We start from the raw sequence: 13,189 nt of genomic DNA on the forward strand, positions 1-13,189 counted from the left end.
TCTCCTTCGCTGTCAAAGGTCGTAGAGCCGGACGGCGTTCTCGCGGAGGATACCACGCGCCACGTCCTCGGCGTACCTCTCGGATACGAATCCGTCCCTGTAGAGTCGCTCCAGAACGCTCGTGAGGTCGGCGCGGAACCGCCGCGCTGCGAGCACGTAGAGTTCCGGAACGGAGAACGCGTCCGAGGCGTAGAGCAATTTCGACGTGGGCGCGAGTTCGAGCGCCTGCGAGATGAGAGGTTCGACGCCGTGCTGGACGAACGGCGTGGCGAGCGAGAGATCGAGAAAGACGTTGTCGAGCGTGGCGGTGACGTAGCCGGCGGCCCGCGTGTATGGGTAACCGCCGTGGAGCAGTACGACCGGAGTGTCGGCGTGCGCTCGGAGGAATTCGTACAGGTACGTCGGATCGACGAACAGTGGGTGAGCGTCCGCGTCGCCGAATCCGGTGTGGAATTGGAGCGGCACGCCGTGAGACGCGGCGACATCCGCGGCGAGATGGACGATGTGGTCGTTGACGACCGAATCTTCGATGCGGCCATCCCAGTCCGCGCGGACGGCATCGTATGCCCCTCGTATCGCGTCGCGGTCGTGGCGGCGCACGTCGAGACCGGTGCGGTAGGCAACGACGGTCTTCAACGCGACGAACTCGGCGGTGAGCACGTCGTCAAGGTGGTCGACGAACGCATCTTCGAACGAAGATAACGAGTCGTGATTCGGAATCAGCTCTTCGGCGGCGTTCTCGACGCGGTGGATGGGTCGGATATCGACGTCCGTGTACGCAGCGAACTCCGCGGGAGTTACGTCCGGAAAACCGTCGTCCACCAGGATACGCTCAGTGTTCGTCCGGGCGAGGAGCTCCCGCGAATACGATTCGATGTCGACGTCCGCCCGGCGTTCGAGCAGGGTCGCCTCGTCCTCGTCGCCGAACCGCTCTGCGAGCAGGTCGACTACCGCACGATAGTTCAGGGTGTGACGGGCGTTCTCCTGCGAGAGGTCACCCTCAGTAAAGTAGCTCGCGAACGATTCGGTGACGGTCTCACGCGATAGCGGTTCGACGGCGTGTGCGTGATTATCGACGAGGGGTGTGGATTCGACGACCTCGCGGATAGGCATGGTGGACGTGTGACGCCCGCGGAGATAATTGTTAGTACGCTTTGGAAGCGTTGCCAGGTTACCCTATCTTCATCAGCGAGAAAATCTCGCCGTTTACGGCGGGCGAGAATGTCACGCTCTCAAAATCGTCAGTCGGTGATTTCATTTAAGAATATCGGCGCAGCGTCGGCGAGCGAGGTAGTAACCGCAAGCGGTGTTCTAGGACCACGTATTTACGATGTCCTGCGCGACTTGGAAGACCACGGCTATTTTGAGTGATAGAGTTCCTGTGTTTCCGGATTAATTCCTTCCCAGGTTCCTCGATGCTGGCGGCTGATAGTAATGTTACTAGACAGTATTATTGGATAATCTGTCTATTCAGTCTTACCAATGTTTCTCGAATTTTTGTATAAGTCACGACAAATACTATATTTCTGTCATTAAACAATGCGAAAGTGACAGTCACGACTGTCACACCAGAAAATCTATCGTACTATCGGCAGAATTTTTCCGTGTCCCACGAGGGACAGAACGTGCGTCGATCGAATGTCTGTGATACCATTCGAAGGCGGTGTGCTACACTATAACTCTCCACACCGTTTGTTCTCAGTAGAAGTTATCCAACAGATATTGACATCCTCCTCGCCCTCAAGGGTGAGGCTTTCTCGCCTGAAATTCCGTAATCTTGCGAGGGTTCACCCGAAGACAGCAGTGATCGATTCGTCGAGGATATCCAATGCCTGCTGCAGGTCACTCTGATTTGCAATAAGCGGTGGTGAGATGATAATCTGGAACCCTGGACGACCACTTCCGAATAGAGCACCTCGTTTTTGAGATTCTTGAAGTACATTCGCGACTGGGTTCTCCTCGTCGGTAATACGCGGATCCTGGAACGGCTCGTCCGTTTCTGGATCTGCAAATTCTATCGCCCATAAGAACCCGCGTCCACGGGTATCGCTAACTACACCGTGTTCGGTTTCTATTTCTTGTAATCTACTTTGGAGTACCGCTTCTTGATCGGCCACATGTTCAATGATGCCGTCCGCATAGACCTCAAGTGCGGCACAGCCGGCTGCGCAGCCAACAGGATGACCACCGAAGGTTTGTCCAATATCGAAGCCATTCGTTTGGACAAATGAGGCTAGCTCTGGAGTTGTAATGACGCCAGCAAGCGGTACATATGCGCTTGTGACGCCTTTTGCGAAAGTAATCATGTCCGGTTCCACGTTCTCAGTTTGAATCCCGAACCAATCTCCACAACGACCGAACCCCGTAATAACTTCATCGGAGATCAGTAGAATATTGTACTCGTCACAGAGATCTCGGACATGATCGAAATAGCCTGGTGGAGCGGGGAAGGCACCACTCGTCCCGGCAATCGGTTCTGTTAGTATCGCAGCAATCGAATCTGGATCTTCGTTTCGGATGACAAACTCAAGGTGCTCACCTGCTCGTCGTGCGAGTTCGGCGGGATCGTTTGTGTCGAACGCTTTGGGAATTGGCGGGAGGAATTTTGCTGCACCCGAGGTGGTTGCATGGCGTTGGACTGTCGCTCGTGTTTCGGGATCTCCGGTCAGGGCACCAGCACCGTATGTCCCACCGTGATAGGAACGCCAGCGAGTGAGAACCGTCGGGGCATCTTGATACTCACGAGCGAGTTGTACTGCGATCTCATTTGCTTCACTTCCAGAGACCGAAAAGAACGTATTTGAGAGCCCACCGGGTGCGATTTGAGCGAGTTTCGAGGCAAGTTCTTCACGAACCGGTGTACGCTTTGCAGATGACACATATGGAATTTTGCGCGCTTGCTCATCCATTGCTTCGATTACAGCCTCGTTGCTGTGACCGAGGTTTGTACAGTATAATTGTGAACAGAAATCGAGATACTCATTTCCGTTATCATCCCAGACGGATACACCATCACCGTCTGTTATACTCAATGGAGTACTGTCCGGATCGTACCAATGGTGGATTGATGCTAGGTTCGCCGTATTGGTCTCCTGCTGAGCCATATATTATGATCTTTCTCCGGTGTTATGAACTCTTCCTTGAATAATATTCGATTAACAGGGAAATATTCGCATATTTTCCATCAACTAATGGGCACCAGACAAATAACATATAAGTTAGTGTCCGAATTGAATCGGCAATTCAACGTGCGGTGATCGATTTCGGTCGTAGCGTCCAGTGCTTTCAATTCTCAATGGATTCAAGAGCGTCTTTTGCATCTTCCATCGTAGTGTCCTCCGAAGACCCGCTCGAAAACAGATAGAGGAGCAGCCCAAGCACGCTCCAAGCGAAGATTATCAGCCACTCGAACGGCCACGATAGTGCAGAAGGTGCTCCGGGGAGGTACAGACCAACGAAGAAAGTAGTCAGCACCAGTCCAAGAACTCCAAAAGTATACCCTCCAGGAAGTTTGAAGGGACGATTCAACTCCGGTTCGCGGTATCGCAATACAAGGAAGGAGATTGCGACGAAGAGCCATGCAAGAACGATGCCAAGACTTCCCGCATTTACGATCCAAATAAGCATTTGTTCGCCAAACACGGGTGCAAATACTGAGATACTTCCGATAAGACTGATGGCAGTCGATGGCGTCCCGTATCGTGGGTGAACAGTCGCAAGCCGGCTTGGTAGCATTTTCGCTTCTGCGAGCGCGTAGATGGCTCGACTGCCGCCGATAATGAACGAGTTCCAGCTTGTGAGTATCCCTGCGATACCCGCGAGAGCCATTATTCGACCAATCACCGTACTGTTAAATAATGAGCTTAGCGCGGCGGCAGCGGGCAGTGGACTCTCTACGAGTTTCGAGCTGGGGAGTGATTGCCCAGAAGCCCAGATCACGGAGATGTAAAACGCCGCGGCCATCACAACGGAGAGAACAATCAACAACCCGATCGAACGATAGGAGACGTCAGCTTCGCCGGCGGCTTGCGGAATCACGTCAAATCCGACGAACATGAAGGGAGTCATGACGATGACCGTGAACAGTCCCGACCATCCAGCCTCAGTGAACGGCGGCGTAGAAGTGGAGTGTCCATTCAGAAGGGCACCGATTACGAGGGTGATACCGGCAAGCCCGATCACGAGCGTGAGAATCGTCTGGAACTGCGCTGCGGGACGCACACCGCGGTAATTGAGCGCCGTCATCACGATCGCCCCGATCCCCCCTGTCAATACCCACGTAGCATAGACGGGTTCACCGGCAATCGTCCACAATGGAATGACATTGAAGCCGGGAACTAAGTAAGCAAGCGCGGATGGCAAGGCAACTGCTTCAAATATGACTACGCTAACATAGCCGAGAATTATCGCCCATGTGCAGACGAACGACCCAACAGATCCCAGCGCTCGTAAGCTATAGACGTGCTCACCACCAACAAATGGCATCGCTGATGCCAGCTCACCATAGATCAATCCGACAGTTGCGACCATGACGCTCCCGATGACGAAGGCGAGAATCGCTCCAGTTGTCCCTCCTTCGTCAATCCAATATCCCGTTTGAATAATCCATCCCCATCCGATCATCGCCCCAAATGCGAGAACAAAAATGTCGCGCTTCGATAAGACCCGCGTTAATTCCTCTTCTTGGTGTTCAGTCCCCATAGTGGACTCAGTTCTCTTCTAATCATAAATAATCTTTCCTTGTTAAGTACATTATAAAAAGGCGCTCTGGGCATTATGTAGGAATATTTCCGCAGTGTTGGCTGCAGTGAATTTTGTGACTATCAATAATATTTTAATCGTTGTTCAAAAATTGGATTGGTTATATTACGATACTGGTGTTATCAATTTTGGGAATTAAGTAAGACATCGCGCGCTTCCTCAGTGAGATTTGCCGTAATGGTACGCTTTGTACCAAATTCCCGCATCACGAACCGTGATGAAGTCTCATTAACACCTTCAATGGCGACAATACGGTCGATAAGGTCGTTCAATTGATCTCGTGACTGTACACGACTGATGGTAACGAAATCCACATCACCCATAGTGTAGAAAACTTGTTCAATCCCTTTGAGATCCATCAACTTCTCTCCAATTTCCTTTGAATAACCGCTTTCGTGAGTGACAGTGACATCGGTGATGGCAACCATCTCTAACCCAAACGTGAGTGGGTCGACATCGGCAGTAATCCCCTGAATCACGCCGTTCCCCTTGAGTTTCTTCAAGCGATAGTGAACCGCGGATTTCGAGAGATTGAGTTCATCGGCCAGTGTTTCAAGGCTTACATCGAAGTCGTCTTCCACCCGCTCAAGAATAGCGAGATCGGTCTTATCCAAATCTGGCGCCGTTCGAAGTGCGTCGTTCATGTGATTCAGTTAGGGAGGGTCTGTCAAGAAAAGCTTGCTATAGTAGCAGCATGCGATGCAGTACGAAGTATAGTAGTGGTTGACTGAAACAATGACGGGTCAACTACCTTAGCGTGAACGCCGGAACTTGTAGACTCACTCAATGAGATTAACGTCGGAGAAATCCTTTGATGGCATGTGTCCGTCGCGCAAAAACCGGCGAAGGCCGGTAGGGAGCCGAACGTTGATGGTTGCAGCGGGCGAGTGGAAAATCATGACGAAAGCACGCGTATTTAAAGATGTCGAGACAGAACGAGAACGGCTGAAATCGATGGCCCAGCAAATCTGGGAAACGCCTGAACTGGGCCTTCACGAAGAAGAATCCATGCAAATTCTCGTAACTCGGTTAGAGGAGGAAGGGTTCGACGTTGAGATAGAACTCGGAGGGATGCCGACGGCGTTCGTGGCCTCCTACGGAAGCGGTGATCCGGTAGTCGGAATTCTCGGTGAATATGATGCGCTCCCTGATCTCTCCCAGAAGGTGAAATCGGAGCACGACCCGGTTGAGGAGGGTACACCGGGACACGGCTGCGGCCACAATCTTTTCGGGGTTGCAGGCGTCGGGGGAGCCATTGGAGTGAAGCGCGCCATCGAACGCGGCGATATCGACGGAACTATCGAGTTTTACGGTTGTCCAGCAGAGGAGACCCTCGTCGGGAAAGTATTCATGGCACGTGACGGTGCATTCGATCATCTCGACGCCGCCATAACGTGGCATCCAGGTACACTGAATACACCCACACTCGACCGATCGCTCGCACTCGACTCAATTCAGTTCACCTTCGAAGGCGTTTCTGCTCACGCAGCTGCTTCACCTGAGTCAGGTCGAAGTGCGCTTGACGCTGTCGAACTCCTCAACGCCGGAGTCGAATACATGCGGGAACACATCTCCGAGAAAGCCCGCGTCCACTACGTCATCACGAATGGCGGCGATGCTCCCAACGTCGTACCCGCAGAGGCGACCGTTTGGTACTATGTCCGCGCACCCACACGCTCTGAAGTCGAACGTATTAGCGACTGGTTGACCGATATCGCCGAAGCCGCCTCGATGATGACCCAGACAGATGTGAACCATCGCTACGTCACGGGATGCTGGGACTACCTTCCTAACCACACGGTGACTGACATCATTTGGGAGACCATGCAGGAACTCGGCGACGTCGGCTACTCCGCTGATGACCGCGCGTTCGCGGCCGACCTGACGGAAACGATTTCCGACCATCAGATCGAGGCGAGTCTCGAAGATGTACCCGAGGAGTACGTGGAGGAGATACGCAATGCTAGTCTCTACGACGAACCGGTTCCGCCGCACGCGGAAGGGGAAGTCGGCGGCGGATCAACCGAGGTGGGTGACGTGAGTTGGATCACGCCGACCGGCCAGTTCCGAGCAGCTACGTGGGCAGTCGGAACGCCGGCGCACACGTGGCAGGCGACTGCGGCTAACGGCGATTTCGGGAAGAAAGGAGCCGTCTATGCCGCGAAGGTTCTCGGTGGAACCGCATATGCACTCCTTGAAAACCCAAGTATCGTGGAGCGAGCGAACGAGGAGTTCCACGAGGTGACCGGTGACCAGAGGTATCAATCACCGCTCCCGCCGAATATCGAACCTCCGTTCGATCTCACCGCTAAATGACATCATCACTGGTGTGAACGGTGGGGTTTCCCCACGTGGAAGTCTCGGCTACGCCAATTCTCCGGCGGCAATATTCTCGTCCGTTCGGACGATACTCGGGCCTGTGCGTTGTTCTTTAAGTTGGTAGGAGGACGATGCCTCCGACCAGTGATGGTCAACCAATTCGAGCCGCAGGGGCTATGTCATCAAACCGACTGCTTCCTCTGTGTCGCTCCAAGAGCATCTTGCCAGAGGGCTTAAGATCGGCGGTTTGAAATAAAGAGCGAAGGACGCGTATTCCCTCTCTACCTAGCGAGGCTTTGTGCTTGTTTCAACGTAAGAGCTTGTGTTTTCTTCACATTCGAGAAGCATCGGGCGTTCACATTGAAATTTTTGGCTCTGTTGAAATCCTCAGAGAGTTGCAGGTTCGACCGGTAGTGTGACCGAATGCAGGCCCTCCCGAAGTCGCGGTTACTCCGGTTCGTGGAACAAGCATATCACTTGGCCCGCCGAGCTGTCACACGTTACTCCTCGAAGTTCTCGAAACGGCGGTACACACTTCACCAGCACATCGTCTTACTCTGTCTCAAGGTTCGGAAGAATACGACGTACCGGATGCTTCTCGACGAATTCATCGAGATGCCTCGGATTCGGAGAGCGATCGATCTTGAGGACCTCCCCTGCCCCTCGACGCTGTGTAAAGCGTTCAACCAACTCGATATGGCTGTTTGGCGTGTTCTTCTTAATCTCTCAGTCACCCTTCTCCCGACCAACGGTGTCGGCGGGATCGACGCCTCCGGGTTCGACCGCAGTCATGCCTCAAAACACTACACGAAGCGAACGAAGTTGACGATTCAGCAGTTGAAAGTCACGCTTCTCGTAGACACGAGATCGAACGCGATTATCGACTTAAATGTGACGACGACACGGAAACACGACTCGCAAATCGCACCGTCGCTCATCAAGCGAAATACCGACGAAGTAGTGATTCTCCTCGGAGATAAGGGGTACGACGACCAGAAGATTCGGACGCTAGCCCACGAGCAGGATGTTCGTCCGCTCATTAAGCACCGAGAGTTTTCGCAGCTCCACAAGGCATGGAACGCTCGACTAGATGCCGATCTCTACAGTCAGCGCAGTCAAAACGAGACGGTAAACTCCCGGCTCAAACGCAAGTACGGCGCATTCGTCCGCTCACGCCACTGGTGGAAGCAGTTTCGGGAACTCGCTGTTAACTGTCTCACTCACAACCTCGACCGATCACTCTAACCGGTGGATACAGGTGAAATAGACCTGGTTCACATAGCGGCGGTCCCATCCGGGGTCGTGGCTGCCTTCGAGAAGGTGCGCAACGTAGATACATACCGTCTGATCAGTTTCCGGCTCTTCTATCGTCCATATTGAATAGGCACGACGATCAAGAGGATTCCATGGCCAACCTCATCTACGCCATCAACTCATCACTCGACGGCTACATCGCCGACGAGAACGGCAACTTCGACTGGGCACAGCCATCTGAAGACGCGCATGCCTTCTTCAATGACCTCCAACGATCGGTGGGCACCTTCCTTTGCGGCCGTCGCATGTATGAGACGATGAGGGTGTGGGACTCATTTGTCCTCGACGACCTCTCCGAGGTAGAACGCGAGTTCGCCGAGGCGTGGCGGGATACCGACAAAGTCGTCTACTCAACCACCCTGGACACCGTGTCGGAACCGCGGACCCGCCTGGAGCGGACGTTCGACCCCGAAGTGGTACAGACCATGAAAGACAAAGCCGATCGCGACCTGCAAATCGGTGGTGCCGGCCTCGCTGCCGAAGCCATCCGGGCAGGTCTGGTCGACCGGTATGTACTGCGCTTGATCCCGACGATCGTCGGTGGGGGAACCCGAGCCCTCCCCGACGCAGCCCGGGTCGACCTCACTCTCGACACGACACGTCGTTTCGACGACGGCTCCGTCCTGGTCGACTACAGCCTCCGATGACCAAACCAACCCCTAAACAGGCAGTGGGATAGACCACCAGTCAGATCAACGAAACGGATCACCTTTACCTGTAAACTACGCACACCTACCTAACGGCTGTTTCAGTAGGAAACGTGTCGAACCGATAGGATTTCAACAGAGCCAAATTTTTAGGGATAGGCGCAACACTTCACCCATTAGAGTGGGGATGTCAACCCAATACACCAACTATATTCGACACGAGTTTGTCTTTCCTTCGTACGACGGAAATGCCGCTGACGCACGTATCCTCACTGGTGACCACCAGAGTGCAAAACGTTAACGCATGCAATGTTAGTTAGAGTATATGCACGCAGACCTCGTGCTTAGAAACGGGACGATCGTTACGCTCGCGGATGATGACCCTGAGGCAGAAGCACTCGCCATTGTAAACGACCGCATTGCCTCCGTAGGGGCGAGCGAAGAGGTCGAGACGGCAATTGGATCCAACACACAAGTGATAGATCTCGACGGACGCGCGGCGTTGCCCGGCTTCATCGACACTCATCTCCACATTCCGATGGGCGGACGGCGAATGGCGCACGTGAATGCCCGCTCACCCCCGAACGAATCAATCGCCGACGTACTCGATCGACTCGCCGCCCACGCCGAAGAGACGCCTACCGGCGAGTGGATATTTGTAAGCGGCTACAATCTCGGCCTCGTGTGGGAGGCCGAGGGTCGCCATGTTAATCGATGGGATCTCGACGAGGCTGCACCCAGCAATCCGGTACAAGTAAACAGCGTCGGCGGCCACACTGGTAGCATCTACAACTCCGTTGCCCTCGAACGTGCGGGTATCGACCGAGACACGCCCGATCCCGAACCGCCCGCAGTTATCGAACGCGACGAGGATGGCCGACCGTCGGGTCTCGTGAGCGAGCAGGCAGAATTCTCGCTACATGAGACGATTCCTGATGAGAGCCGCGAAGATCGAAAAGAGCACGTGAAGCGCGCAATACGCCAACTTCTCAAATGGGGCGTGACGACCGCTCACGACGCGAAAACCACCCCGGAGGATCTCAAGATCTATCAAGAACTCCATCGCGAGAGCGACCTCCACGTCCGAATCGGGATGATGGTTCAGGGAGACGCTGGATCAGATCTCGGGGCCGACGGCACTGACGTACTGTCTCGTCTCACAGAGACCGGCATCGAAACCGGCTTCGGAAGCGACCAGTTGTTTATTGTAGGCGTCAAGTACTTCATGGATGGCGCATTTACGGGGCGCACCGCCGCAATGGACGAGCCGTATGTGGGCGAGGAGGTTCCCGAGGATTCGCCTCAGTACGAGGGGTTACTCCACATTAGCCCCGAGTATTTCGCTGATCGCGTCAAGACGGCATACGAGGCAGGACTTCGTATCTGCGTTCACGGGCAAGGTGATCGAGGCATGGATCACATACTCGACGCCTACCAAGACGTGCTCGATTCCGACGAGAATCACCGCTTCCGCATTGAGCATGGTGGCCTCACGAAACCGGAGCAGCTCGATCGCATCGCGGAACTTGGAGTCTGTGTCTCGTCGTCCATAAGTTTCCTCGGCAGTGACGTCTCACGGAATTGGGTTTACTGGGGCAAGAAGCGGATGCCCTGGACGTACGCAATCAGGGAACTTCAGGAGCGGGGCGTACCGACCGCGGCCAACGGCGACTGGCCGGTAGCGACTGGCGACCCGCGAGTCGGTCTCCGAACCGCTGTTACCCGCCAAACGGTGACGGGCGAGACGGTCGGGTCGAATCAGCGCGTTTCCATAGAGGATGCACTTAGGCTCTACGGCCCGGACGCCGCCTATCTTGGATTCAACGAGGATGAAAAGGGGACGCTCGAATCCGGGAAACTGGCCGATGTGACTGTTCTCTCCGAGGATCCCCGATCCGTCACGCCCGAGATCCTCGGCGATCTCAACGTTGAATACACCATCGTCGGCGGTGAGGTGAAGTATGATCACGAGCGGGGAGTGCTCGATTGATTACTCAGTCACACCCATGATGTCGGCCGTTGACGCAGCCATCACCTTCGCTGCGGTGAGGACCTCATCGACGGGAACGAACTCGTCGACTACGTGCGCTTGCTTCAGCAAGCCAGGACCGTAGACGATGCACTCCTCGATACCTGCGTCATTGACGACGAACCGCTGGTCGTCGGAGCCCGGAGAGACGACCGGTTCGGTGTCGTCGTAGAAGTCGAGAATGTTCTCCATGTACGTCTCGCTCACTACGCCGTTCTCGGAAACGATCGTGGGCTCGGCGAACATGATTTCGTCGTACTCGAACTTCTGGCCAGTTGCAACTTCGGAATCGGCCAATAACTCGCGGATCTCTTCGCGGGCGGCTTCGACGGTTTCGTCCGGAACGAGCACCCGGTAGAACGTCGCTCGACAACGATCCGGGATGACGTTCTCCGAGTAGCCGGCGTCGATCATTGTCGCCGAAATATCCGCTCGTCGAGATTCCGAGGGTGTAACTGGGAGGTCGGTCGTGCGTGCGTGGAGTTCGTCCTCGTACTCGTCGACGCGAGCAAGGAAGTCGTTCATCGCCATGACGGCATTCGACCCATCATGTGCCATACAGCCGTGGGCCTTCGAACCGTGGGCGGTGACGTGAAACTTCATGACACCTCGGTGGCCGAGACAGACGCGCGAGGAGCCGAAACACTCCGTGTAGACGCAGTAGTCGGTGTTCGCCTGAGAAATATACCCCTCGTCGACGAGATAGCCGAGACCGGTGAATCCGCCGGTTTCTTCGTCGACGGTCATGCTCTGGGTGATCGATCCACGGAGGTCGACGCCCGTCTCTTCGAGCGCGTCGATGGCGAAGAGGCTGGCCACGATACCCGACTTCATGTCGCTGGTTCCTCGACCGTAGACGCGCCCGTCTTTGACGATAGGATCATAGGGGTCGTAGCTCCAGTCCTCGCCCGCGGGTACGACGTCGAAGTGGCCCGTGAAGTGAACGTCCGGCCCTGCTAGGTCTCCGGTCTTCCGTCCGAGGACGTTCACTCGTTCATGTGCGGTCCTGTTTGGATAGTGCTCTGCGACGAGTTCCTCAGGTACCTCGACTGTCTCAACGTCGTAACCTCGTTCGACCATCGCGTCCGCGAGAAATTCCGCACCCTCGCGGTATTTGTACCCCATCGGGTTCTCCGTCTCGATGGAGACGAACTCGCGCAAGAAATCGACGATTTCCGACCGACGTTCGTCGACTGCGGCGTGAATCTCGGCCTTGGATGACATCGTCAGATATCCCGCCCACCGTCAACCTCGAGTGCGGTGCCTGTCACCATTGCGGCTTCATCGCTGGCGAGGAATGCCGCCGCGTGGGCCACATCCTGGGGTTCCGCCAAACGACCGAGCGGAATCGTCTCGCGCATCAACTCTACGCTCAAGTCGCCCGCAGCGAATTCAGGTAGCATATCCGTATCAGTTGCTACGGGACAGATAGCGTTGACGCGGATGCCATCTTCGGCCAGTTCGTGTGCCAGCTGCTTCGTCAGGGTTATCATCCCACCCTTAGAGGCACAGTAGGCCGAAAGGCCAGTTCGTGGACGAATACCCGCCGTTGAAGCGGTGTTAAGGATGACGCCGCCGCCCTGCTCTCGCATGTGTGGAACCGCGTACTTTGCGCCGAGAAATGCGCTCTTCAGGTTCACGTTCTGGATGCGATCCCACGCCTCCTCGGTCACATCTTCGACAGGGGTTGACTGCTGAGGGATGCCTGCGTTGTTGTGGAGGACGTCGATTCGTCCGAACTCTTCGACCGTTCGCTCGACGAAGGCCGCGACATCGTCAGTATCGGATACGTCCGCGGTTACGGGAATCGCTGATCCGTCGTCCGCGACGTCTTCAATCATCGAGGTTGTCTCCGTCACCGCATCACCGTCAAGGTCGACGACCGCCACGTCGGCACCGCGTTCCGCAAACAGACGGGCGGTCGCCCGTCCCATTCCAGATCCGGCGCCTGTGATGACTGCTACCGAGTCATTGAGAGGCATGGTTTCTCATTACCGCATCCCAGTATCAAATTACCGGACGTCATCAAAACAGAAGGTAGAAAATTTGGAATGCAAATTGGTTTGGCTGAATTGCGGTGAACATATTTCAGTTGATTGCTCAGGCGCGATTCGCTAAC

General features: G+C 55.1%; 10 protein-coding genes. 4 read left to right on the top strand and 6 right to left on the bottom strand.

Annotated elements, in window-relative coordinates:
• Positions 1-12 precede the first annotated feature (12 nt).
• From LIW51_RS27130 to LIW51_RS27145, 4 genes are all read right to left on the bottom strand, one after another.
• Positions 13-1,113 carry an amidohydrolase family protein gene (locus LIW51_RS27130; protein ID WP_227378550.1) on the bottom strand — a complete coding sequence of 367 codons (1,101 nt, stop codon included), beginning with the start codon at positions 1,111-1,113 and terminating at the stop codon, positions 13-15.
• Positions 1,114-1,787: 674 nt separating this feature from the next.
• Entirely contained in the window at positions 1,788-3,104 is a 1,317-nt protein-coding gene (locus LIW51_RS27135) for an aminotransferase family protein (protein ID WP_227378551.1), read from the bottom strand.
• A 181-nt stretch (positions 3,105-3,285) separates the two neighbouring features.
• A complete protein-coding gene (locus tag LIW51_RS27140; protein ID WP_227378552.1) occupies positions 3,286-4,701 on the bottom strand; it encodes an APC family permease in 1,416 nt (471 codons plus the stop codon).
• A gap of 182 nt (positions 4,702-4,883) precedes the next feature.
• Positions 4,884-5,405 carry an Lrp/AsnC family transcriptional regulator gene (locus tag LIW51_RS27145; protein WP_227378553.1) on the bottom strand — a complete coding sequence of 174 codons (522 nt, stop codon included), beginning with the start codon at positions 5,403-5,405 and terminating at the stop codon, positions 4,884-4,886.
• Positions 5,406-5,658: 253 nt separating this feature from the next.
• Here LIW51_RS27145 and LIW51_RS27150 point away from each other — a divergent pair, with 253 nt between their 5' ends.
• From LIW51_RS27150 to LIW51_RS27165, 4 genes are all read left to right on the top strand, one after another.
• A complete protein-coding gene (locus LIW51_RS27150; RefSeq protein WP_227378554.1) occupies positions 5,659-7,077 on the top strand; it encodes an amidohydrolase in 1,419 nt (472 codons plus the stop codon).
• 426 nt (positions 7,078-7,503) lie between these two features.
• Positions 7,504-8,325 (top strand): IS5 family transposase, encoded by an 822-nt coding sequence (locus tag LIW51_RS27155; protein ID WP_227378555.1) that lies wholly within the window; start codon positions 7,504-7,506, stop codon positions 8,323-8,325.
• Positions 8,326-8,486: 161 nt separating this feature from the next.
• A complete protein-coding gene (locus LIW51_RS27160) occupies positions 8,487-9,041 on the top strand; it encodes a dihydrofolate reductase family protein (RefSeq protein WP_227378556.1) in 555 nt (184 codons plus the stop codon).
• 325 nt (positions 9,042-9,366) lie between these two features.
• Positions 9,367-11,031 (top strand): amidohydrolase, encoded by a 1,665-nt coding sequence (locus tag LIW51_RS27165; protein ID WP_227378557.1) that lies wholly within the window; start codon positions 9,367-9,369, stop codon positions 11,029-11,031.
• Here LIW51_RS27165 and LIW51_RS27170 read toward each other — a convergent pair whose 3' ends face one another.
• Positions 11,032-12,294 carry an ArgE/DapE family deacylase gene (locus LIW51_RS27170; RefSeq protein WP_227378558.1) on the bottom strand — a complete coding sequence of 421 codons (1,263 nt, stop codon included), beginning with the start codon at positions 12,292-12,294 and terminating at the stop codon, positions 11,032-11,034.
• A 2-nt stretch (positions 12,295-12,296) separates the two neighbouring features.
• On the bottom strand, positions 12,297-13,052 hold the full coding sequence (locus LIW51_RS27175) for an SDR family oxidoreductase (RefSeq protein ID WP_227378559.1): 756 nt from the start codon (positions 13,050-13,052) through the stop codon (positions 12,297-12,299).
• Positions 13,053-13,189: the final 137 nt, after the last annotated feature.

The sequence above is a fragment of the Haladaptatus halobius genome (assembly GCF_020618475.1).
Lineage (GTDB): Archaea > Halobacteriota > Halobacteria > Halobacteriales > Haladaptataceae > Haladaptatus > Haladaptatus halobius.